The organism is Burkholderia sp. PU8-34 (genome assembly GCF_053427725.1).
In genome coordinates this window covers 64,206-87,385 of the sequence record NZ_JBSAXC010000012.1, presented here as the reverse complement: position 1 = coordinate 87,385, position 23,180 = coordinate 64,206, and the positions used below count along the sequence as shown (strand labels likewise).

Genomic DNA, 23,180 nt, shown 5'->3' with positions numbered 1-23,180 from the left:
TTCAAGGCGTGTGCGGCTTACCCGAGCTTCTTCTTCAGCAGTTCGTTGACCTGCTGCGGGTTCGCCTTGCCCTTGGTCGCCTTCATCGCCTGGCCGATCAGCGCGTTGAACGCCTTTTCCTTGCCCGCGCGGAATTCCTCGACCGACTTCGCGTTCGCCGCGAGCACCTCGTCGATGATCGCTTCCAGCGCGCCGGTATCGGAGATCTGCTTCAGGCCCTTCGCGTCGATGATACGATCCGCCGCGCCTTCGTCGGTCGCCTTCTCGTCCCAGATCGTCGCGAAGATTTCCTTCGCGATCTTGTTCGAGATCGTGCCGTCGGCGATGCGCTGCAGCACCAGCGCAAGCTGCGCGGCCGACACCGGAATCGCGTCGATCTCGATGCCGTCGCGGTTGAGCTGCGACGATACGTCGCCCATCAGCCAGTTCGCCGCGATCTTCGCGTTCGCCGCGCCGGCCTTCGCGACCACCGCCTCGAAGTAGGCGGCCATCGCCTTGCTCGACGTCAGCACGCCCGCGTCGTACGCGGACACGCCGTACTGCTCGGCGAAGCGCTGCTGCATCGCGGCCGGCAGTTCGGGCATGCCGGCCTGCACGCGCTCGATCCAGTCCTGGCCGATCACGAGCGGCATCAGGTCCGGGTCGGGGAAGTAGCGGTAGTCGTGCGCGTCTTCCTTGCTGCGCATCGAGCGCGTCTCGCGCTTGTCCGGGTCGTACAGGCGGGTTTCCTGCACGACCTCGCCGCCGTCCTCGATCAGCTCGATCTGGCGGCGCACTTCGTAGTTGATCGCTTCCTCGAGGAACCGGAACGAGTTCAGGTTCTTGATCTCGGCACGCGTGCCGAACTTCTCCTGGCCGACCGGGCGCACCGACACGTTCGCGTCGCAGCGGAACGAGCCTTCCTGCATGTTGCCGTCGCAGATGCCGAGCCACACGACGAGGCCGTGCAGCGCCTTCGCATACGCGACCGCCTCGGCCGCGCTGCGCATTTCCGGCTCGGTGACGATCTCGAGCAGCGGCGTGCCCGCGCGGTTCAGGTCGATGCCCGTCATGCCCGCGAAGTCTTCGTGCAGCGACTTGCCCGCGTCCTCTTCGAGGTGCGCGCGGGTCAGGTTGACCGTCTTCGAATACGCGTCCTTGCCGGCCTTTTCATTCGCGGGCACCTGGATCGTGATCTGGCCGCCCTGCACGACCGGGATCTCGTACTGGCTGATCTGATAGCCCTTCGGCAGATCGGGGTAGAAATAATTCTTGCGCGCGAAGATGCTGCGCGGCGCGATGGTCGAGCCGATCGCGAGGCCGAAGCGGATCGCCCGCTCGACCGCGCCGCGGTTCAGCACCGGCAGCACGCCCGGCAACGCGAGGTCGACCGGACAGGCCTGGGTGTTCGGCTCCGCGCCGAACTGCGTCGGCGCACCCGAGAAAATCTTCGAGACGGTCGACAGTTGCGCGTGCGTCTCGAGACCGATAACAACTTCCCATTGCGTCATGATCATGCCTCCCGCCGAGCCGCCTCAAGGGAGGCATGCGCCCCCTCGGGGGGCAGCGAACAAAGTGAGCGTGGGGGCTCATTCCCCACCCCCGCCGGAACTTGCTTGTGCCAATCGGTCGCGCGCTGGAACGCGTCGGCGACCTGCAGCATCCGGGCTTCGTTGAAATAGTTGCCGATGATCTGCAGGCCGACCGGGCGCTTCGCGTTCGCGCCGAAGCCGCACGGCACGCTCATGCCGGGCAGGCCCGCAAGGCTCACCGACAGCGTGTAGATGTCCGCGAGATACATCTGCACCGGATCGTCGCCCTTCGCGCCGAGATCCCATGCGACCGTCGGCGACGCCGGGCCCATGATCACGTCGCAGGACTTGAACGCTTCCTGGAAATCCTGCGCGATGATGCGGCGGATTTTCTGCGCCTGCAGGTAATACGCATCGTAGTAGCCGTGCGACAGCACGTAGGTGCCGACCAGGATGCGGCGCTTCACCTCGGGCCCGAAGCCCTCGGCGCGCGACTTCTTGTACATGTCGAGCAGGTCGCCGTACTGCGCCGCGCGGTGGCCGTAGCGCACGCCGTCGAAGCGCGACAGGTTCGACGATGCCTCGGCCGGCGCGATCACGTAATAGACGGGGATCGACAGCTCGGTCTTCGGCAGCGACACGGGCACGAGCGTCGCGCCGAGCGCTTCATACGCCTTGAGTGCCGCGTCGATCGCCGCGCGCACGTCGTCGGCGAGGCCGGCGCCGAAGTATTCGTTCGGCAGGCCGATGCGCAGGCCCGCGAGCGGCTTGGCCGCGTCGTTGCCGGGCGCCCACGGCTGGCCGAGGTGGCGCGTGAAATCCTCGTCGTCGCGCTCGAGGCTCGTCGAGTCGCGCTCGTCGAAGCCCGCCATCGCGTTCAGCAGCAGCGCGCAGTCGGCCGCACTCTGCGCCATCGGGCCGCCCTGGTCGAGCGACGACGCGAACGCGATCATCCCGTAGCGCGACACGCGGCCGTAGGTCGGCTTGATGCCCGTCACGCCGGCGAACGACGCCGGCTGGCGGATCGAACCGCCGGTGTCGGTGCCGGTCGCGGCCGGCGCGAGGCGCGCGGCGACGGCGGCCGAACTGCCGCCCGAGCTGCCGCCCGGCACCGCGTTCGTGTCCCACGGGTTCTTCACGGGGCCGAATGCCGAGTTCTCGTTCGACGAGCCCATCGCGAACTCGTCCATGTTGGTCTTGCCGAGCGTCACCATGCCGGCCGCCGACAGGCGGGCGACGACGGTCGCGTCGAACGGGCTCGCGTAGTTCGCGAGCATCTTCGAGCCGGCGGTCGAGTGCCAGCCGCGCGTGACGAAGACATCCTTGTGCGCGATCGGCAGGCCGGTGAGCGGGCCGGCCGCGCCGCGCGCGAGTTCCGCGTCGGCGGCCTTCGCCTGCGCGAGGGTGAGATCGGCGTCGACATGGACGAATGCGTTCAGGTCCTGTGCGGCGTCGATCCGTTTCAGATAGTACTGGGCCAGCTCGACGGCCGAGCATTCCTTGGCGGCGAGCGCGGCGCGCAGTTCGGTCAGGCTTTTTGCGTGCATTGAGTGGTTTTCCTGGGAATTCTTGGGCGCGTGCAGCGCGAGCGCGGTACGAAGCGGGTACGGATCGGCGCGCACGCGTGTAGTCGAACGCTTACTCGATCACCTTCGGCACGAGGTAGAGGCCGTCCTGGACGGCCGGCGCCGGCCGCTGGTTGTCGTCACGGTTCACGGCTTCCGTGACGGCGTCGTCGCGCAGGCGCTGCGCGACTTCCTGGATCTGCTCGATCGGGTGGGCGAGCGGCGCGATGCCGGTGGTGTCGACTGCCTGCATCTGCTCGACGAGGCCGAAGAATTCATTGAGCTGGCCAAGCGTATGCTCGGCGTCGGCGTCGGCCATTTCGAGCCGCGCAAGGTGCGCGATGCGTTTCACATCGGTCAGGGTCAGGGCCATGCGGTCACCGGAAAACAAGGCGGCGCAGCACGCGAAATGCGGGGCTGCGGCGTGGGTTGGAGGGTACGATCCCACCCTCAAAAATCGGGGACGAAGCGGGAAAAATACCGCCCGTTTCGATTCAAATACCGCGAAATTATAAGGTATCATTACGCGTTCGACCCAAACCCGGCAGCCATTTCCCGCACCGTTTCGCCCCGCTTCGGCAAGCCGTGCGAGCTTCGTGCGCCTCCCGGTAGATTTCACTCGCAGCTTCGAGCGCCGCGGCGGCCGCTTCCGCCACGATCCGAGGCTGTTATTTTTTCCGCTGCCCGCCCTCGGCGATCGCTATGCAGGGCCGGCCCAGAGCGAAACAGGATTCTGAATGTTCGGTTTTTTGCGCAGCTACTTCTCCAACGATCTGGCGATCGACCTCGGCACCGCAAACACCCTGATCTACATGCGCGGCAAGGGCATCGTGCTCGATGAGCCGTCGGTCGTGTCGATCCGCCAGGAAGGCGGCCCCAACGGCAAGAAGACGATCCAGGCGGTCGGCAAGGAAGCCAAGCAGATGCTCGGCAAGGTGCCGGGCAACATCGAGGCAATCCGCCCGATGAAGGACGGCGTGATCGCCGACTTCACCGTCACCGAGCAGATGATCAAGCAGTTCATCAAGACGGCCCACGAGTCGCGCATGTTCTCGCCGTCGCCGCGCATCATCATCTGCGTGCCGTGCGGCTCGACCCAGGTCGAGCGCCGCGCGATCAAGGAAGCGGCCCACGGCGCCGGCGCATCGCAGGTCTACCTGATCGAGGAGCCGATGGCGGCCGCGATCGGCGCCGGCCTGCCGGTGTCGGAAGCCACCGGCTCGATGGTCGTCGACATCGGCGGCGGCACGACGGAAGTCGGCGTGATCTCGCTCGGCGGCATCGTCTACAAGGGCTCGGTGCGCGTCGGCGGCGACAAGTTCGATGAAGCGATCGTCAACTACATCCGCCGCAACTACGGGATGCTGATCGGCGAGCAGACCGCCGAGGCGATCAAGAAGGAAATCGGCTCCGCGTTCCCGGGCTCCGAAGTCAAGGAAATGGAAGTGAAGGGACGCAACCTGTCGGAAGGCATTCCGCGCAGCTTCACGATCTCCAGCAACGAAATTCTCGAAGCGCTGACCGATCCGCTGAACCAGATCGTGTCGTCGGTGAAGATCGCGCTCGAGCAGACCCCGCCGGAACTCGGCGCGGACATCGCCGAACGCGGGATGATGCTGACGGGCGGCGGCGCGCTGCTGCGCGACCTCGACCGCCTGCTCGCGGAAGAAACCGGACTGCCGGTGCTCGTCGCCGAAGATCCGCTCACCTGCGTCGTGCGCGGCTCGGGCATGGCGCTCGAGCGCATGGACAAGCTGGGCAGCATCTTCTCGTACGAGTGATCGTCTAAGCAGTTCCCTGATATGGCGCACCTTCGGCGTGGCCGGCTCGCTCGCTCAGATCGAACCGCCGCGCCGTTTGCGCGTCTGAGCATCATTTAACCGATCACACGCGCCCGGCGCCGACCATGGAATACAGTCCGCCGCCCCTCTTCAAGCAAGGCCCTCCCGCGCTCGCGCGGCTCATCTTCTTCGTCGCCGTCGCGATCGCGCTGCTCGTATCGGACGCGCGCTTCAACACGCTCGAGATCGTCCGCGGCGTGCTCGGCACCGTGCTGTATCCGCTGCAGCGCGCAGCGCTCGTGCCGCGCGACCTGTTCATGGGCGCGGCCGACATCGCCGCGACCGGCGCGACGCTGCGCCACGAGAACCAGCAGCTGCGCGCGCGCAACCTGCAGCTGTCGACGCAGGCCAACCAGGCCGCCGTGCTCGTGCAGGAGAACATGCATCTGCGCGCGGTGCTCGAGCTGCGCCAGCACATCGCGACGCAGTCGACGCCCGTCGAGATCCAGTACGACACGAGCGACCCGTTCACGCAGAAGATCGTGATCGGGCACGGCTCGCAGCAAGGCATCCAGAACGGCGCGCCCGTCGTCAGCGAAGACGGTGTGGTCGGCCAGGTCACGCGCGTGTTCCCGCTGCAGGCCGAAGTCACGCTGATCACCGATCGCGATCTCGCGATTCCGGTCCAGGTGCTGCGCACCGGCCTGCGCAGCGTGATCTACGGCACGCCGAAGGGCGACTCGCTCGACCTGCGCTTCGTGCCGACGAGTTCCGACGTCGTCGTCGGCGACGAACTCGTGACGAGCGGCCTCGACGGCGTCTATCCGCCGGGCCTGCCGGTCGCGAAGGTCGTGCGCGTCGACAAGCTCGCCGACACCGCGTTCGCACGCGTGACCTGCGCACCGGTCGCGGCCGTGCGCGGCGCACGGCAGATGCTGGTGCTGCATTACCAGAACGACATCCCGCCGCGCCCGGCCGAGCCGGACACGGCCTCCGACAAGAACGCGAAGGGCGGCAAGAAGGCCGCCAAGGCGGCTGCAAATCCGGCCGCAAAACCGGCCGACAAGGCCGCCGACGCAAGCGCGAAACCGGCCGCCGCCGCGCCGCCGGGCGCAACGTCCGCGCCTGCGGCGAAGGGCACGCCGACCAAACCCGCCGCCGCACCCGCGAAGCCCGCGGCTGGGCAATCAGGAGCCCAGCGATGAACCGCCCGCAATACATCCTGCAGCCGGTCAACCCGTACTTCATCGTCTTCAGCCTCGCCGCCGCGTTCCTGCTGAACCTGATGCCGTGGGGCCGCCTGCCCGGCATCCCCGACTTCGTCGCGCTCGTGCTGCTGTTCTGGAACATCCACCAGCCGCGCAAGGTCGGGATGGGCGTCGCGTTCGCGCTCGGCATCCTGATGGACGTCCACGACGCAGGCCTGCTCGGCGAGCATGCGCTCGCCTATACGCTGCTGTCGTACGGCGCGATCACGATCCACCGCCGCGTGTTGTGGATGCCGATCGGCGTGCAGGTGCTGTACGTGACGCCGCTCCTCGTCGTCGCGCAGCTCGTGCCGTTCGTGATCCGCCTCGTGATGGGCGCCGCGTTTCCCGGCTGGCGCTACCTGGTCGACGGTTTCGTCGAGGCCGCGCTGTGGCCCGTCGCGAGCCACCTGCTGCTGATGCCGCAGCGCCGTCCGGTCGACCCGGACGACACGCGCCCCATCTGAGCCGCGCCCGCGCCGCCTGGACCGAGCCTTGAACATCCGCCGCCCGTTCGCCCGCCGCCCGTTGCGCGCCGTGCCTCGGGCAGGCGCCACGCCCGTACGCGTTCGCCGCGCGCGGGCCGATCGACCGTAATCGCATGACCGAATTCAACGACACCCAACAGCAGCTCTCGAGGTTTCGCTTCCGCGTCGCGGCGGCGGGCCTGTTCGTGTTCGTCTGCTTCGGGCTGATCGCGAGCCGCTTCTTCTACCTGCAGCTGTTCCAGCACGGCAAGTACGCGCTGCAGGCCGAGGAAAACCGCATCTCGGTCGCGCCGATCGTGCCGAACCGCGGCATCATCACCGACCGCAACGGCGTCGTGCTCGCGAAGAACTACTCGGCGTATACGCTCGAGATCACGCCGTCGAAGCTCACCGACACGCTCGAGAACACGATCGACAAGCTGTCCGCGATCGTCCAGATCGACGCGCGCGACCGCCGCCGCTTCAAGAAGCTGCAGGAAGACTCGAAGAACTTCGAGAGCCTGCCGATCCGCACCCGCCTCACCGACGGCGAAGTCGCGCGCTTCACCGCGCAGCGCTTCCGCTTCCCCGGCGTCGACGTGCGCGCGCGGCTGTTCCGCCAGTATCCGCTCGGCACGACGGCGGCGCACGTGATCGGCTACATCGGCCGGATCTCGAAGCGCGACCAGGACAGGATCGACGCGATGAGCGACGACAACGACAGCGATCCGGAGAACTACGATCCGCGCCGCGACGCGAACAACTACAAGGGCACCGACTACATCGGCAAGATCGGCGTCGAGCAGAGCTACGAGGCCGAGCTGCATGGCCTGACCGGCTTCGAGGAAGTCGAGGTGACGGCCGGCGGCCGGCCGGTGCGCACGCTGTCGCGCACGCAGGCGACGCCCGGCAACAACCTCGTGCTGTCGCTCGACATCGGGCTGCAGCAGGTGGCCGAGCAGGCGTTCGCCGGCAAGCGCGGCGCGCTCGTCGCGATCGAGCCGAAGACGGGCGACGTGCTCGCGTTCGTGTCGTCGCCGAGCTTCGATCCGAACTCGTTCGTCGACGGCATCGACCAGCAGACCTGGGACGAGCTGAACAACTCCCCCGACAAGCCGCTCCTGAACCGCCCGCTGCACGGCACCTACCCGCCGGGCTCGACGTACAAGCCGTTCATGGCGCTCGCGGGCCTGACGCTCGGCAAGCGCACGCCGAGCTGGGGCATCCAGGATCCCGGCTACTTCACGTTCGGCGGCCACACCTTCCGCAACGACGTGCGCTCGGGCCAGGGTTTCGTCGACATGAACAAGGCGATCATGGTGTCGAACGACACCTACTTCTACATGCTCGCCCGCGACCTCGGCGTGAACGCGATCGCGAGCTTCATGAAGCCGTTCGGCTTCGGCCAGATCACCGGCATCGACATCCAGGGCGAGGCGCGCGGCATCCTGCCGTCGCCGGACTGGAAGCGCAAGACCTTCAAGAAGGCCGCGCAGCAGAAGTGGTTCGACGGCGAGACGATCAGCCTCGGGATCGGCCAGGGCTACAACTCGTTCACGATCCTGCAGCTCGCGCACGCGACCGCGACGCTCGCGAACGACGGCGTCGTGATGAAGCCGCACCTCGTGAAGGAAGTCGAGGATCCGATCACGCGCGGACGCCACCTGACGGTGCCGAAGGAAAGCGAAACGATCCCGCTCAAGCAGTCGGACATCGACGTCGTGAAGCGCGGGATGGAGAACGTGATCGAGAACCCGTCCGGCACCGCGTACAAGCTGTTCCGCGGCACGCCGTACCTCGCCGCCGGCAAGACCGGCACCGCGCAGGTGTTCTCGCTGCAAGGCGGCAACTACAAGGGCCACCTGCTCGCCGAGCACCTGCGCGACCACGCGCTCTTCATCGCATATGCGCCCGTCGACCATCCGCAGATCGCACTCGCGCTGATCGTCGAGAACGGCGGCTGGGGCGCGCAGTCGGCCGCGCCGATCGCGCGCAGCGTGCTCGACTTCTACCTCGTCGATCGCCAGAAACCGGAGAATGAGGCAGCCGCCGTCGCCGCTGCCGCGTCGGCGACCGAGCCGATCAACGCCCCGGTGATCGGCGATGCGTCGAAATCCGTGGGCGTCGCGGCCGGCTTCAAGGCGCTGCCGCAGCCGGTCGTGCCGACCGCGGCCAGCGCGGCGGATGCGGCGTCGGCCGCGTCGGCACCGGACGCGTCCGGTGTATCGGCCTCGAACGCTGCCAGCGCCGTCAGCGCCGCAGCGCCGGTGGCCGCGAGCCTGCCGCCGATCCGGCGCATGCCGCACCGGCCGCGCCGGCCTGCCAGCGACGCGCAGCCGCTGGCTGCCGCGCCGCGGGACGACAACCGTGCAACGTCCGCCGCGAAGACGGCGGACGCCGGCACCGCTCATTAACGGAGAAAGGCATGCAATTCGACAAGCGCGCCTGGCTCGACAAGATCAAGCAGATGTTCGCGGGCTTCGACCGCCCGCTCGCCCTCATCGTGTTCCTGCTGATGTGCGTCGGCATCGTCACGCTATACAGCGCGAGCATCGACATGCCGGGCCGGGTCGAGGACCAGTTGCGCAACATCCTGCTGACGTTCGTGCTGATGTGGGTGATCGCCAACATACCGCCGACGACGCTGATGCGCTTCGCGGTGCCGCTCTATACGTTCGGCGTCGCGCTACTGGTCGCGGTGGCGCTGTTCGGGATGACCAAGAAGGGCGCGAAGCGCTGGCTGAACGTCGGCGTCGTGATCCAGCCGTCGGAGATCCTGAAGATCGCGACGCCGCTGATGCTCGCGTGGTACTACCAGCGCCGCGAAGGCGGCCTGCGCTGGTATGACTTCGTCGCCGCGTTCGGCATCCTGCTGGTGCCGGTCGGTCTGATCGCGAAACAGCCCGATCTCGGCACCGGCCTGCTGGTGTTCGCGGCCGGCTTCTTCGTGATCTACCTCGCGGGCCTGTCGTTCAAGCTGATCGTGCCGGTGCTCGTTGCCGGCGTGATCGCGGTCGGCTCGATCGCGGTATTCGAGGAGCGGATCTGCCAGCCGGAAGTGCAGTGGCCGCTGATGCACGACTACCAGAAGCACCGCGTCTGCACGCTGCTCGACCCGACCTCCGATCCGCTCGGCAAGGGCTTCCATACGATCCAGGCGGTGATCGCGATCGGCTCGGGCGGCGTGCTCGGCAAGGGTTACCTGAAGGGCACGCAGGCGCACCTCGAGTTCATTCCGGAAAAGCACACCGACTTCATCTTCGCGGTGTTCTCGGAGGAGTGGGGCCTCGCCGGCGGTCTCGTGCTGCTCACGCTGTACATGGCGCTGATCGCGCGCGGGCTGTACATCGCCGCGCAGGGCGCGACGCTGTTCGGCCGGCTGCTCGCCGGATCGCTCACGCTCGCGTTCTTCGTCTACGCGTTCGTCAACATCGGGATGGTGAGCGGCGTGCTGCCCGTCGTCGGCGTGCCGCTGCCGTTCATGAGCTACGGCGGCACCGCACTCACGACGCTCGGCATCGCGATCGGGATGATCATGAGCGTCGGCCGGCAGAGACGCTTGATGAAAAGCTGATTCGGGGTCGAGCCGGCAGCGGCGCGTCGTACTTGCCGCGTCATTACGGCGTCGTTACGGCGTTATTGCTGCGTTATTGCGCCGCTATTGCCGTGTCATTGCGTCGTCATCGCGTCGTCATCGCCTCGTCATTGCGTCGTCCCGTGCGGGCTCGAATCGGTCGCCGGGCCCTGCGCCTTCAGGCGCTCGCTCAGCTCCTTGAATTTCAGGCCGGCCGTCTCGTCGCCCTGCGCGGCCGCCGCCGCGTAATACGCGCGCGCGATGTTCAGGTTCTGCTCGACACCGTCGCCGCCGCGCTCGTAGAACGATGCGGTCACGTACTGCGCGGTCGGCTCGCCCGCATCGGCGGCCTGCTTGTACCAGACGAACGCCTGGCGGTTGTCGCGCGGCGTCCCGCGCCCGTCGAGGAACTGGTTCGCGAGCGACAGCTCGGCCTGCACGTGGCCCTGCCGCGCCGCCTTCAGGAACCAGCGATGCGCTTCGGCGGGATTGCGCGCGACGAACTCGCCGTCGTCGAACATCCGGCCGTACACGTACTGCGCATGTGACATGTTCGCGTCCGCCGCGCGCCGCAACCAGCGCAATCCCTCGTCGACATTCGCCGTGACGCCCTCGCCTGTCAGCAACATCATCGCGTAGTTGAATTCCGCAAGGCGGTCGCCGCGCTCGGCCGCGTCGCGGAACTGCACGAGCGCGGCCCGGATATTGCCCGCGTTGTAATCGGCGATCGCGGACTGCGTCTCGCGTGCCGGGTCCGGCTGCGTGTGCGCACCCTGCGCATTCTGCGCGCCCGCCGGGCCGCAGGCGGCCCACAGGCCGAGTGCCGCGGCGCCTGCACGCAGCGCGCTTGCATGGGTGCGCGCCCCGTCGCCCGCACCGTCGATGCCGTTCATGACCGTACCTCCTGCAGCGCCTGCCGCGTCGCGCGCAGCAGCCAGCTCACGTCGGCGGACAGCGAGATCATCCGGTAGCCGGCCTCGCGGTATTGGCGCGCGGCCGCCGTGTCCGCCGCAAAGATGCCGACCGCGACGCCCGCCTGCCGGCCCGCCGCGAGCACGCGCGCCATCGCCCGTTCGACGTCCGGATGCCGGATGTCGCCGAGGTGCCCGAGGCTTGCCGCCAGATCGGCCGGGCCGATGAACAGGCAGTCGATGCCGGGCGTCGCGGCAATCCGCTCCACGTCGTCGACGCCGCGCGCCGATTCGATCTGCGCGATCACCGCGACCTGCGCGTTCGCGGTCTGCAGATAATCGCGCCGCATCCCGAACGCTGCCGCACGCACCATCCCCGCGACGCCGCGCAGCCCGTCCGGCGATTCCGGCGACGGGTAGCGGGTGAGCCGCACCGCGTGCGCGGCGTCGTCGACGGTTTCGATGCTCGGGAACATCAGCGTGCGCGCGCCTGCGTCGAGCGCGCGCTTCACGAGCCACGGCTCGCGCGCCGGCACGCGCACGACCGGCTCGCTCGGCAGGTGCGCGGCGGCCAGCGCCCGCAGTTGCGACGCGACGTCGTGGCTGTCGTTCGGCGCGTGCTCCATGTCGATGCAGAGCCAGTCGTAGCCGGCATGCGCGAGCGCCTCGGCGGCGGCGTCGCTCGCAAGCGTCAGCCACAGGCCGTACAGCGGGTCGTCGCCGTCGTGCAGGCGTTGTTTGAGGGAATTGGTGAGCGTGCTCATCGAAACGGCCTCCTGGCGGAACGGCAATCGAAAAGGACAAGCAACAGGCGGGGCGGGACGCCGGACAGTGCCGGGCAGTCGAATCGTTCGGCGGCGGCACCGGACGCGGCCCTCGAACGTCAGTCGGCCGCGAGCGGCCGATCTGACAGCGCAACCGCCCGAGCGCTGCGCCTGGACGCATTTCGCGACGCCACGCAACGATCATAGCGCGCTGCCGCGCGGAATGTGGGAACGGTCAGGCAGCAGGGCCGGAGCGGAGAAAGGCGACGGCGCGCCGTGGCGGGCAGCCCGCACCGACGGGCGGGACTGCCGGGAGGGGAGGCTCGGCGGAGCAGCAGATCAGCGGCCGAGCGTGCGCTCGACGTCGGCCCAGCAGTTCGGGGTTTCGTACAGGCGCACGCGCTCGAGGCGCAGGTTCACGCCGTAGTGCGCGTCGTAGACGTTCGCGAGGATGTCGAACGCGATCGCCGCGAGGTTCTCGACGGTCGGGATCCGGTCGATCACGACCGTCTTGTGGTCCGCCATCTGCTCGAGGAACGAGCGCACGACTTCGTCGCGCGCATAGACGAGGAACGCGTGATCCCACTTGCTGACCAGATGCTCCATCGCGAGCGCCTTCACGTCGGCGAAATCCATCACCATGCCGCGGTCGGGCGCGCCCTCAACATCGACGAGATCGCCGCGCAGCGTGATTTCGAGCGCGTAGCGATGGCCGTGCAGGTTCCTGCACTGGCTGCGGTGATCGGGGATGCGGTGGCCCGCGTCGAATTCAAGTTTTCGGGTAATCAGCACGATGTCAAAAGCCGTGGCTCAGGGAATGTTCAGATATTTGTGCGTCTGCATCGACAGGCGCCACTGCGGATGGCGCTTGCACCAGTCGATCGCGAGCTTCGTGTTGAGATCGCGCGACGGGCCGTCCATCGGCTGGACGAGGAAATAGTCGAAGTCGAGCTTCGCGTAGTCGGCGAGCCGCTGGTTGTCCTGCGGGATCACGACCTTCAGCTCGTTGCCCTTCGTGACGACGAGCGGCGCGTCGGCCTTGGGGCTCACGCAGATCCAGTCGATCGTTTCGAGCACCGGCAGCGAACCGTTGGTCTCGATCGCAATTTCGAAGCCCGCCGCATGCAGCGCGTCGACGAGCGGCTGGTCGAGCTGCAGCATCGGCTCGCCGCCCGTGCAGACGACGAAGCGGTGTGCCTCGCCTTCCGGCCACAGGCTCGCGACCTTCGCAGCGAGCGCCGCGGCGTCCTTGAACTTGCCGCCATTCTCGCCGTCGGTGCCGACGAAATCCGTATCGCAGAAGCGGCACACCGCTTCTTCGCGGTCTTCTTCGCGGCCCGACCACAGATTGCAGCCGGCGAACCGGCAAAACACGGCCGGCCGGCCGGCATTCGCGCCTTCGCCCTGCAACGTGTAGAAAATTTCCTTGACCGCGTAAGTCATCGTTCCTGGTCCGGCTCGCGCCGTGCGTTGTCGATCAGTTCATTCATTGTGCGCCACCGGCGCGCACGCGTCACAGCGGCGCTTCGGTCACCCGCTCGCCCTTCAGATAGGCCTCGTAGCCGCGCTTGCGCAGCTTGCAGGCCGGGCATTCGCCGCAACCGAAACCCCAGTCGTGCAGTTCGGCGCGCTCGCCGACATAGCACGTATGCGTCTCGATGCGAATCAGCTCGACGAGCGCCGGGCCACCAAGCTGCTCGGCGAGTTGCCAGGTCTGCGCCTTGTCGAGCCACATCAGCGGCGTCTCGAGCACGATGCGCGTGTCCATCCCGAGGTTCAGCGCGACCTGCAGCGCCTTCATCGTGTCGTCGCGGCAGTCCGGATAACCGGAGAAGTCGGTTTCGCACATCCCGCCGACCAGCACGCGCAGCCCGCGGCGGTAGGCGATCGCCGCGGCGATCGTCATGAACAGCAGGTTGCGGCCCGGCACGAACGTGTTCGGCAGCCCGTTCGCCGACGTCTCGATCTCGATCGCGCGCGTCATCGCGGTATCGCTGATCGCGCCGAGCACCGACAGGTCGATCATGTGATCGTCGCCGAGCCGGCCAGCCCACGCGGGGAACTGGCGCTTCAGCGCTTCGCGCACGCCTTCGCGGCACTCCAGCTCGACGCGATGGCGCTGGCCGTAGTCGAAACCGAGGGTCTCGACCGTCTGGTAGCGTTCGAGCGCCCATGCCACGCATGTGGCCGAGTCCTGCCCGCCGGAAAACAACACGAGCGCGCTGTCTTTAGCGTCTGTCCGAATCACCGTGATACTCCGTGAATATGTAGGCCCGCGTCGCGCTGCGCGCTGGCGGCCGGCTGCAGCCAGGCGGCCCGACGCGTGCCGGCATGCGCCGGCCCGACCAGTATAGGCAGCGCCGCTCGCCGCGAAGACGGCGGGACGCTTATACCGCCCATCGCGCGGCATCGGCGCCGCATGCCGGACCTGCCGCTTCGCGATGCCCGCGAAGCGATGCGCTAAGTCATTGAGCGGACACGGATTTTATCACGCCGCCACCGATGCCGCCCGGCAGCCTGCACCACCACAAACGAAAAACCCCAAGAATCTTGCGATTCTTGGGGTTCGGTAATGCTGGTGGCCTGGGACGGAATCGAACCATCGACACGCGGATTTTCAATCCGCTGCTCTACCAACTGAGCTACCGGGCCAACGAAGAAATGAGAGTATATCGGGGTGCCTGGTACCGCGCAAGGGGTTTCGTGAATTTTTTTACAACGCGCCTTCCGAAGGCTTCTTGCCGAGCTCGACGCCGAGCTGCTTGAGCTTGCGGTACAGGTGCGTGCGCTCGAGGCCCGTCTTCTCCGCGACGCGCGTCATGCTGCCGTTCTCGCGCGCGAGGTGATACTCGAAGTAGGCGCGCTCGAATGCATCGCGCGCCTCGCGCAATGGAATGTCGAACGGAATGGCCGCCGTCTGCCCCGCGAAGCCGAGCGCCGAGGCCATGTCGTCGCCGAGCGTCGGCAGCGCCGCCGCGGACGCGACCGATGCCGGGCCCGCGGCCTGCCCGCCCGCCGTCTTCGACATCGCGTTGACGGTCACCGGCGCCGCGCCGCGCGCGAGCCCGTGCTCGACCGCCTTCAGCAGTTTCTGCAACGCGATGGGCTTCTCGAGGAAATCGAGCGCACCGATCTTCGTCGCCTCGACGGCCGTGTCGATCGTCGCGTGCCCGGACATCATGATCACGGGCATCGTCAGCAAGCCCTGCGCCGCCCACTCCTTGAGCAGCGTCACGCCGTCAGTATCGGGCATCCAGATATCGAGCAGCACGAGATCGGGCGCCTGATCGAGGCGATATTCACGCGCGGCCTGCGCGTTCTCCGCCGCTTCGACGACATGTCCTTCGTCGCTGAGGATCTCCGAGAGCAATTCCCGGATGCCCATTTCATCATCTACCACCAGGATGGTTGCCATTTACGCTGCCTTTATCTGCACACTTGCTTTTGTCTTTGCGGGGGCCGGCCTACCGGGGGCCGGCCCGCCCTGCGCGCCTGGTTCGGCGTCCGGCGCATCGCTCGCCAGTTGCAGGAACAGGATCGACACCTGCGCACCCTCGACGGTCTCGCCGTGCATGCGATTGCGCAGATCGATCCGCGCGCCGTGCTCGTCGACGATTTTCTTGACCGTGGCCAACCCGAGGCCCGTGCCCTTTGCCTTCGTCGTCACGTAAGGCTCGAACGCGCGGGTCAGGATCCTCGCCGGGAAGCCCGGCCCGTTGTCGGACACGGTAAGACGAACCGCGACGCGCGCTTTGCCCTCGGCGTCGGGATCGCCATATTCTACTGTCTTGGTTTCGATCACCACACGCGGTTGCGCGACGTCCGCAACCGAATCCTGCGCATTCTGCAGCAGGTTGTGGATCACCTGGCGCAGTTGCGTCGCATCGCCGCGGATCACCGGCAACGGCGCGAGCTCGACGGCGATCGGGCTCTTGCCTTCGCCGACACCGTACAGCCCGAGCACTTCGCTCACGAGTTCGTTGAGCTGCAGGTTCGCGAGCACCGTGGGCGGCGTGCGCGCATATTCGCGGAAATCGTCGACCATCCGCTTCATCGCCGCGACCTGGTTGACGATCATCGTCGCGCCGCGCTTCAGCACGTCCGCGTCGGACGGCGCGAGCTTGTCGGAGAGCTTCATCTGCAGCCGCTCGGCCGACAGCTGGATCGGCGTCAGCGGATTCTTGATCTCGTGCGCGAGCCGGCGCGCGACCTCGCCCCATGCGACCGAGCGCTGGGCCGAGATCACGTCGGAGATGTCGTCGAACACGACGACGTAGCCGGACGTCTGCGAATCATCCACCTGTCCGTCCGCCTGCCCTTCCGCCGTCGACACGAGACGCGTGCCGCGCACGAGCAGCGTCAGCGGATCGGCTTCGCCGGGCACCTCGATCGCGAACTGCTGCTGCCAGTGGCCGCGATCGCCGCAGCCATTGTCGGACGCCGCCTCGCGATCGGCGAACGCCTTGCGCACCATCGCGCCGAATTCCGCGACGACGCCGACCTGGTCGAGCGTCGCGCCGATCAGCGCATTGAACGGCTGCCGGAAAATCCGTTCGGCGCCGCGGTTCGCCGTCGTCAGCCGGAACTGGCGGTCGAGCACGAACACGCCCGCGGTCAGGTTCGCGAGGATGCTTTCGAGATACGTCTTCGAATGCTCGAGCGCGATGCGGTTCTTCTCGACCGCGAGCCGCGCCTCGGACAACTGGCGCGTCATCGCGTTGAACGACTGCGTGAGGAAGCCGAGCTCGTCGCGCGTCTTGATCTCGCGCTTCGGCGTGTAGTCGCCTTCCGCGACTTCCTTCGTGCCCTGCGCGAGCAGGAACAGCGGCCGCGCGAGCTGCTGGCCGAGCGCGAGCGCGAGCATCATCGCGATGAAGGTCGCGAGGAACAGCGCGAGCGTCAGCGTGCCGATGTACATCTTGCGCAGGCCCGTGCGGCCGAGCGACTTCTCCTGGTATTCGCGATACGCGCGCTGCACGGCGTCAGCGTTGTGCGCGAGCGTCGGCGGCACCGGCTGCGTGAGCTGCAGGAAGCGCTCGGCCGGCTGCAGCATCGAGGTGGTCGCATCGGGGATCAGGCGGACCACGCGCAAGCGCAGCGCGCCCTTCGCGCCGTGCGCATGCGGATCGCCGTCGACCTCGCCTTCGATCGCCGCGTACGCGCCGTGTTCGCGCGCCTGGCTCAGCATCAGCGGGGTCGGCAGGTCGTCGGGAATCAGCGCGGCGAAATTGCCGGACGCCTGCGCGACGATGTGAAAATCGGGCGCGGCGCCCGAACCGCTGCGGCCGGGCTCGACGATCGTCGCGTCCTGCACGCCGAACTGGTCGCGCAGGCGCAGCAGCGTGAGCGTCGTGCCGTTCGTGTTCGTGTCGGCGCTCGCGAGCTGGTCGGACATCAGCCGCGCCTTCGTCTGCAAGTCGGACAGCGATGCGTCGAGCATCCCGCGGCCGAGATTGAGGCCGGCCGTCAGCGCGGTCTCGACGTTCACGTCGAACCACGATTCGATGCTGCGCGACACGAACTGGTACGACACGACGTAGATGATCCCGCCCGGCACCACGCCGACGAGCGCGAAGAACACCGCGAGCTTCGCGAGCAGCCGCGTGCCGAACTTGCCCTTCCTCAGGCGCAGCACGATCATCCCGATCAGGCCGACCACGACCAGCAGGAACACGAGCGCGACGATGATGTTCGCCGCGTACAGCCACGAATAGTAGCGATCGAAGAACTCGGTGTTCGCGCTCGCGGCTGCGAGCAGCACGAGCAGCAACAGCGCGGTGACCGCAACCGTCGACACGATCACGCGAACGAGGAGGCTCTTCCCGCTGGTCGCGCGGCGCACTTTATTTAGCACGTTCGGCCACCGTAAAGGTAAAGCGCTTCCAGTCCGAGCCGAGCGACCAGTCGCGGTTGTTGACCGCGTCGACCTGGAACGGCTTCGGCATCAGCGCCGTGTCGAGCTGCATTCGCACCGAGGCCGTATAGGTCTCGCCCTGGTGCACCTGATTCCGGTCGATCACGTGCCACGACGTGATGTGCCTGACGACCGCGAGCGCATCCTTCAGCGTCGCGAAGCCAAGCTGCAGCCCGCCCGTCGACACGCGGTATTCGCGCGTGAGCGGCTGGAAGGACAGGCGGATCGTCTGCGACACCGACACCGGCTGCTCGTCGAACCAGTACCAGCGCGCGCGGCTCAGTTCGAAGTCGGTCGTGAAGTAAAGCGGAATGCCTTTGTTGACGGCGTCCTCGAGGTTCGCGTTCAGCTCGAAGTCGAAGCGGGCGTCGAGGCTCCAGCCGCTGCCGTCGGATTGCAGCGATGCGCGCTGCACGGCGATCGACTGTGCGTGCGCCGGCATCGCGACGGCCAGGCACAGCGTCAGCGCGACCATCAGCACGGTCGCGAGCCGGAGTGGAAAGAGGCGTTTGATCGTCACCGTTTCTGAAACCGCGCGTAGAAGAATCCGTCGTGATCGGTGGTCGGGTCGAGTGCGCTCGCGACCGAACCGCCCTGCGCCCCGCCCTGGACGGCGCGCGGCAGCAGCTGGCCGGGCGCGTCCAATCGTACCGCATCTTCACAGGCCGCTTCAAACCAGCGCGCCTGCTGCTCGCCCTCTTCCGGGAAGATCGAGCACGTGACGTAAAGCAATTCGCCGCCCGGCTTCACGAGCGGCCACAACGCCGACAGGATGCGCCGCTGCTCGGCAACGAGCGCCGGGATGTCGGCCGCGCGGCGCAGCCAGCGGATGTCGGGATGCCGGCGCACGATGCCGGAAGCCGAGCACGGCACGTCGGCGAGGATGCGGTCGAACGGCCGGCCGTCATGCCAGCTGCCGGGCGCGCCTGCATCGCCGACGCGCACGTCCGCGACGAGCGACAGGCGCGCGAGATTCTCGCCGATGCGCGCCGCACGGGCCGCGTCGCTTTCGAGCGCAACCACCTCCGCGTCGGCCAGCTCGAGAATGTGCCCGGTCTTGCCGCCGGGCGCCGCGCACGCGTCGAGCACACGCATCCCGTCGGCCGCGCCGAGCCATTCGGCGGCGAGCTGCGCGCCGGCATCCTGCACGGACACGACGCCGTCGGCGAAGCCCGGAATGCGGTCGACCGGCAGCGCCGACGCGAGCCGCACCGCATGCTTGCCGATTGCGGCCGCATCGATCCCGTGCGTGCGCAGCGTGTCGAGATACGCGTCGACCGTCGTGCGGCGTGCATTCACGCGCAACGTGAGCGGGCCCGGACGATCGCCGGCCGCGAGCATCGCCTGCCAGTCGTCGGGCCAGGCGGCCTTCACCGCGTCGGCCCACCATGCACGGTAATTCCAGCGTGCGACCGGATCGTCCTGCATGGCCGCGACGAGTGTGTCGCGTTCACGCAGGAACCGCCGCAGCACCGCGTTGACCATCCCTTTCGCGAACCCGAACTCGCGGCGCGCGCCGATCGTGGTCACGGCCTGGTCGACGACGGTGAACGGCGGGTATGCAGCCGTGTCGGCATCGTCGAGCAGCAGCGCGATCGCGCACGCGAGCACCGCATGAACCTGCGCGGGCGGCGCCTTGCTGACGAGTCGGCCGATCAGCCAGTCGGCGCTGCCGAGGCGCCGCATCGTCCGGTACGCGACGTCCTGCGTCGCGCCGCGCGCCAGCGCCTGCGCGCCGGACGGCATGCCTGCGAACACCACCGCCAGCGCCGCCGGCAGCGCGGTGCCGCGGCGCACTGCGTCGACCGCCTGCGCGGCCGCGTCGAGCGCAAAGGCGAGCGAATCGGGCGCGACGTGCAATGCGGACAGACGGACCGGACGGCCGGAGGACGGTTTGGCGGAGGAGCGGGTTCGTGTCATCGGAGAAGCGTCGGCAAGCGGCGGGCATCGGGGCTGGCGGATGGCCGCCGCGATCCCAAACCGGGCATTGTAGCGTGTGACCATGCGCCCCTCTTTTCGAGACGCACAAACAGAACACCCCGCAGCACGAAGCATGCGGGGCGGATCGAGCGTGCGCGACGGTGACGACCACGCACGGTACGACAGGGGGAACTCAGTCGAAGCGGCCCGTGCGCGCCATTTCCATCAGGCGCGCGATGCGCTCCTCGGTGGCCGGGTGCGTCGAGAACAGGTTCTGCAGGCCGCCGCCGTGCAGCGGGTTCATGATCATCATCTGCGCGGTGGCCGGATGCTCCTCGGCCGCCGGGAACGGAATGCCCGCCGCGTAGCGATGGATCTTGTCGAGCGCCGATGCGAGCGCCTGCGGATCGCCGGAAATCTGCGCGCCGCCGCGATCTGCCTCGAATTCGCGCGCCCGCGAGATTGCCATCTGGATCAGCGCGCCCGCGATCGGTGCGAGCAGCGCGACCGCGATGCCGGCGATCGGGTTGGCCGGACGGCCGTTCTCGTCGCGCCCGCCGAAGAACATCGCGAAGTTCGCGAGCGCCGAAATCGCGCCCGCCATCGTCGCGGTGATCGTCGAGATCAGGATGTCGCGGTGCTTCACGTGCGCGAGTTCGTGCGCCATCACGCCGCGCATCTCGCGCTCCGACAGCACGCGCAGGATGCCCGTCGTGGCCGCGACAGCCGCGTGATCGGGGTTGCGGCCCGTCGCGAACGCGTTCGGCGCGTCCTCGTTGATCAGGTAGACGCGCGGCATCGGCAGGTTCGCGCGCGTGGCCAGCTCGCGCACCATCCGGTAGAACTGCGGCGCGGTGTTCTCGTCGACTTCCTGCGCGTTGTACATGCGCAGCACCATCTTGTCGGAGAACCAGTAAGAGAAGAAATTCATGCCGAGCGCGAACAGCAGCGCGATCGTCATGCCGCGCGATCCGCCGATCATTCCGCCGATCACGATGAACAGGGCCGTGATCGCGGCCATCAGCATCGCCGTTTTGACCCAATTGAACATACGTCGACTCCTTATCCGAATGCGACTCCCGCCGGCTGCCTCACCCCGGCACGGCGGAAAATTGTAAGCGATATGTTAGATAAGTGCGCGTCGGAAAAATTCAATATCACCGTTGCGCCGTCGCAAGCCGGAGACCGAGGCCGACGAACGCGCTGCCGACCGTCCGGTCGAGCCATTTCTTGACGCCCGGCTTGCCCGAAAAACGGCGCGTCACGCTGCCCGCGACCCACGCCAGCATGCTGTTCCACAGCGTGCTCATCACGACGAACACCGCGCCGAGAGTCAGGAACGCCAACGCCTTGTGCGCGCTGTCGGCGGACACGAACTGCGGAAAGAACGACACGAAGAACAGCACGACCTTCGGATTCAGCACGTTGGTCCAGAAGCCCTGCATGAACAGCTGGCGCAACGGCTTCGCGGCCGCGACCGGCGCGGCCGGCGCAGCATCGGCTCCGGCCGCCTGCTTCGCGAAGATCATCCGCACGCCCAGATAGATCAGGTAGGCCGCGCCCACCAGCTTGATCACGGTGAACGCCGCGGCCGACGCCGCCAGCAGCGCGGTCAGGCCGAACGCACAGGCGAGCGCGTGCACGCAGCAGCCGGCGGAGATGCCGAGCGCGGACATCAGCCCCGCGCCGCGCCCCTGCGCGACGCTGCGGCCGACGATATACGCGGTGTCGGGCCCCGGCGTGACGTTCAGCAGGAAAACCGCCAGGAGAAAGAAGCCGAAATGGGTGATGCCAAGCATGGGAACCTCGGAACCGGGGAGCGCAGGGAAATTCTACGCGCGAGTGCCGTGCGGCGCGACTCGGCCGTGCGGCCGCTCGGTCGATTCTGCGCGACCGGCACGCCGCGTCAAATGGCGGTCAGGATGCGTCGGAAAGCGTGAAGCGCTGGCCCGCGGCGAGCGGCGAGCCGGCCAGGAACTCGCGCGCCGGCAGCCGCTTGCCGCCCGGCTTCTGCAGTTGGGTCACGCGCAGCGCGCCCGTGCCGCACGCAACGACGACGCCATCCTGCCCCGCGTCGACGATCGTGCCGGGTGCCGCGTCGACCCCGGTGCCGGGCGCCGCCACGGGCTCCGCCGCCCACAGCTTGAGCGCCGCGCCGTCGAGCGTCGCGACGCCGCCCGGGAACGGGTCGAATGCGCGCACCTGGCGCGCCAGCACGTCCGCGGGCTTGCGCCAGTCGAGCGCGGCCTCGTGCTTGCCGATCTTTTCCGCATAGGTCACGCCGTCGGCCGGCTGCGGCGTCGACGGCAGGCTGCCGGTGCGTTCGAGCTGCACCAGCGCGTCGACGATGAGCCGCGCGCCGGCGGCTGCGAGCCTGTCGTGCAGCGTGGCGGTCGTGTCGTCGGGCGCGATCGCGATGCGGGCATCTTCCAGCATGGCGCCCGTATCGAGCCCGGCGTCCATCTGCATCAGCGTGACGCCCGTCTCGGCGTCGCCCGCCTCGATCGCGCGATGGATCGGCGCAGCGCCGCGCCAGCGCGGCAGCAGCGACGCATGGATATTGATGCAGCCGTGACGCGGAATGTCGAGCACCTCCTGCGGCAGCAGCAGGCCGTATGCGGCGACCACCATCACGTCGTGCGGCGTCGCGCGCAGCAGCTCGATCGCTTCGGCCGCCTCGGCCGGATACTTGCCCGCGCGGCGCAGCGACGGCGGCTGGGCGACGGGCATGCCATGCTCGACGGCATAGCGCTTCACGGCGCTTGCCTGCAGCTTCATGCCGCGCCCGGCGGGGCGGTCCGGCTGCGTGAGGACGAGCGGCACCGGAAATCCGGCCTCGTGGATCGCGGCGAGTGCAGCCGCGGCGAATTCCGGCGTGCCGGCAAAAATGACGCGCAACGTATGTGTCATGACAACGGTCAGGATCAGGCAGGGCGAACGCGCGTCACATCGCGCGTTCGAGTTTCTTCATCTTCGTCTTGATGCGGGTCTGCTTGAGCGGCGACAGGTATTCGACGAACACGCGGCCCATCAGGTGATCCATCTCGTGCTGGATGCACACGGCGAGCAGGCCTTCGCAATCGACCTCGAACGTCTCGCCCTTTTCGTTGAGTGCGCGCACGCGCACGTGGTCCGGACGCTCGACTTCGTCATAGATGCCCGGCACCGACAGGCACCCTTCCTCGTAGACCTGCTTCACGTCGCTCGACCACACGAGCTCGGGATTGATGAAGGCGCGCAGCTCGTTCTTGTCCTCGGAAATGTCGATCACGATCACGCGCTCGTGCACGTCGACCTGCGTCGCGGCGAGGCCGATGCCCGGTGCGGCGTACATCGTCTCGGCCATGTCGGCGACGAGCTTGCGGATCCGGTCGTCGACCTTGTCGACCGGCTTGGCGACCTTGTGCAGCCGCTTGTCGGGGTAGTGAAGGATGTTGAGCAAAGCCATGGTGTTCGGTAATCGGTAGAGCGGCGCGGCGCGCCGGCCATCCGGCCAGCTGGCGCAGCCGCCGGGATGCAATGAAGA

Annotated in this window: 21 protein-coding genes and 1 tRNA gene; 5 read left to right on the top strand and 17 right to left on the bottom strand. The window is 67.8% G+C overall.

Annotated features, from left to right (window positions below):
- Positions 1-17: 17 nt before the first annotated feature.
- From gatB to gatC, 3 genes are all read right to left on the bottom strand, one after another.
- Positions 18-1,490: an Asp-tRNA(Asn)/Glu-tRNA(Gln) amidotransferase subunit GatB gene (gatB, locus tag ACV22Z_RS25235; RefSeq protein ID WP_448079001.1), complete on the bottom strand. Its 1,473-nt coding sequence runs from the start codon at positions 1,488-1,490 to the stop codon at positions 18-20.
- A 2-nt stretch (positions 1,491-1,492) separates the two neighbouring features.
- The gene (gatA, locus tag ACV22Z_RS25230) at positions 1,493-3,058 is read right to left on the bottom strand and encodes an Asp-tRNA(Asn)/Glu-tRNA(Gln) amidotransferase subunit GatA (protein WP_448079000.1); all 1,566 of its coding nucleotides are present in this window, start codon (positions 3,056-3,058) and stop codon (positions 1,493-1,495) included.
- A gap of 91 nt (positions 3,059-3,149) precedes the next feature.
- Positions 3,150-3,449 (bottom strand): Asp-tRNA(Asn)/Glu-tRNA(Gln) amidotransferase subunit GatC, encoded by a 300-nt coding sequence (gene gatC / locus ACV22Z_RS25225; protein ID WP_205798694.1) that lies wholly within the window; start codon positions 3,447-3,449, stop codon positions 3,150-3,152.
- Between the two features lie 364 nt (positions 3,450-3,813).
- Here gatC and ACV22Z_RS25220 point away from each other — a divergent pair, with 364 nt between their 5' ends.
- The 5 genes from ACV22Z_RS25220 to rodA all read left to right on the top strand — a co-directional run bounded on the left by ACV22Z_RS25220 (position 3,814) and on the right by rodA (position 10,145).
- Positions 3,814-4,857, top strand: coding sequence for a rod shape-determining protein (locus ACV22Z_RS25220; RefSeq protein ID WP_004189550.1), 1,044 nt, complete (start codon positions 3,814-3,816; stop codon positions 4,855-4,857).
- Between the two features lie 125 nt (positions 4,858-4,982).
- Positions 4,983-6,062, top strand: a complete 1,080-nt coding sequence (gene mreC / locus ACV22Z_RS25215) for a rod shape-determining protein MreC (RefSeq protein WP_448078999.1) — start codon at positions 4,983-4,985, stop codon at positions 6,060-6,062.
- Positions 6,059-6,571, top strand: a complete 513-nt coding sequence (gene mreD / locus ACV22Z_RS25210; RefSeq protein ID WP_448078998.1) for a rod shape-determining protein MreD — start codon at positions 6,059-6,061, stop codon at positions 6,569-6,571. Before mreC ends, mreD begins: the two co-directional genes overlap by 4 nt.
- 134 nt (positions 6,572-6,705) lie before the next feature.
- Positions 6,706-8,985 (top strand): penicillin-binding protein 2, encoded by a 2,280-nt coding sequence (gene mrdA / locus ACV22Z_RS25205; protein WP_448078997.1) that lies wholly within the window; start codon positions 6,706-6,708, stop codon positions 8,983-8,985.
- An 11-nt stretch (positions 8,986-8,996) separates the two neighbouring features.
- Complete coding sequence (gene rodA, locus ACV22Z_RS25200) at positions 8,997-10,145, top strand: rod shape-determining protein RodA (protein WP_448078996.1); 1,149 nt, start codon at positions 8,997-8,999, stop codon at positions 10,143-10,145.
- Positions 10,146-10,273: 128 nt separating this feature from the next.
- Here the strand turns inward: rodA and ACV22Z_RS25195 are convergent, their stop codons facing one another.
- The 14 genes from ACV22Z_RS25195 to def all read right to left on the bottom strand — a co-directional run bounded on the left by ACV22Z_RS25195 (position 10,274) and on the right by def (position 23,102).
- Positions 10,274-11,038: a tetratricopeptide repeat protein gene (locus ACV22Z_RS25195; protein WP_448078995.1), complete on the bottom strand. Its 765-nt coding sequence runs from the start codon at positions 11,036-11,038 to the stop codon at positions 10,274-10,276.
- The gene (locus ACV22Z_RS25190; protein WP_448078994.1) at positions 11,035-11,820 is read right to left on the bottom strand and encodes an HpcH/HpaI aldolase family protein; all 786 of its coding nucleotides are present in this window, start codon (positions 11,818-11,820) and stop codon (positions 11,035-11,037) included. The genes ACV22Z_RS25195 and ACV22Z_RS25190 overlap by 4 nt, the downstream gene beginning before the upstream one ends.
- Positions 11,821-12,159: 339 nt before the next feature.
- Complete coding sequence (gene queD / locus ACV22Z_RS25185) at positions 12,160-12,612, bottom strand: 6-carboxytetrahydropterin synthase QueD (protein WP_448078993.1); 453 nt, start codon at positions 12,610-12,612, stop codon at positions 12,160-12,162.
- Positions 12,613-12,630: 18 nt separating this feature from the next.
- The gene (gene queE, locus ACV22Z_RS25180) at positions 12,631-13,263 is read right to left on the bottom strand and encodes a 7-carboxy-7-deazaguanine synthase (RefSeq protein ID WP_448078992.1); all 633 of its coding nucleotides are present in this window, start codon (positions 13,261-13,263) and stop codon (positions 12,631-12,633) included.
- Positions 13,264-13,333: 70 nt separating this feature from the next.
- Positions 13,334-14,068: a 7-cyano-7-deazaguanine synthase QueC gene (gene queC, locus ACV22Z_RS25175; protein ID WP_448078991.1), complete on the bottom strand. Its 735-nt coding sequence runs from the start codon at positions 14,066-14,068 to the stop codon at positions 13,334-13,336.
- Positions 14,069-14,396: 328 nt separating this feature from the next.
- Positions 14,397-14,472: transfer RNA gene (locus ACV22Z_RS25170), tRNA-Phe, on the bottom strand.
- Positions 14,473-14,533: 61 nt separating this feature from the next.
- Complete coding sequence (esaR, locus tag ACV22Z_RS25165; RefSeq protein WP_448078990.1) at positions 14,534-15,235, bottom strand: response regulator transcription factor EsaR; 702 nt, start codon at positions 15,233-15,235, stop codon at positions 14,534-14,536.
- The gene (gene esaS, locus ACV22Z_RS25160; RefSeq protein ID WP_448078989.1) at positions 15,236-17,674 is read right to left on the bottom strand and encodes a sensor histidine kinase EsaS; all 2,439 of its coding nucleotides are present in this window, start codon (positions 17,672-17,674) and stop codon (positions 15,236-15,238) included. It abuts the gene before it with no gap.
- Positions 17,664-18,254, bottom strand: a complete 591-nt coding sequence (locus ACV22Z_RS25155) for a DUF4390 domain-containing protein (RefSeq protein ID WP_448078988.1) — start codon at positions 18,252-18,254, stop codon at positions 17,664-17,666. Before ACV22Z_RS25155 ends, esaS begins: the two co-directional genes overlap by 11 nt.
- On the bottom strand, positions 18,251-19,654 hold the full coding sequence (gene rsmB, locus ACV22Z_RS25150) for a 16S rRNA (cytosine(967)-C(5))-methyltransferase RsmB (RefSeq protein ID WP_448078987.1): 1,404 nt from the start codon (positions 19,652-19,654) through the stop codon (positions 18,251-18,253). Before rsmB ends, ACV22Z_RS25155 begins: the two co-directional genes overlap by 4 nt.
- Before the next feature lie 193 nt (positions 19,655-19,847).
- Positions 19,848-20,705 carry a zinc metalloprotease HtpX gene (gene htpX / locus ACV22Z_RS25145; protein WP_205799862.1) on the bottom strand — a complete coding sequence of 286 codons (858 nt, stop codon included), beginning with the start codon at positions 20,703-20,705 and terminating at the stop codon, positions 19,848-19,850.
- A gap of 106 nt (positions 20,706-20,811) precedes the next feature.
- The gene (locus ACV22Z_RS25140) at positions 20,812-21,453 is read right to left on the bottom strand and encodes a LysE family translocator (RefSeq protein WP_448078986.1); all 642 of its coding nucleotides are present in this window, start codon (positions 21,451-21,453) and stop codon (positions 20,812-20,814) included.
- A gap of 118 nt (positions 21,454-21,571) precedes the next feature.
- Positions 21,572-22,564, bottom strand: coding sequence for a methionyl-tRNA formyltransferase (fmt, locus tag ACV22Z_RS25135; protein WP_448078985.1), 993 nt, complete (start codon positions 22,562-22,564; stop codon positions 21,572-21,574).
- 34 nt (positions 22,565-22,598) lie between these two features.
- On the bottom strand, positions 22,599-23,102 hold the full coding sequence (gene def, locus ACV22Z_RS25130) for a peptide deformylase (protein ID WP_448078984.1): 504 nt from the start codon (positions 23,100-23,102) through the stop codon (positions 22,599-22,601).
- Positions 23,103-23,180: the final 78 nt, after the last annotated feature.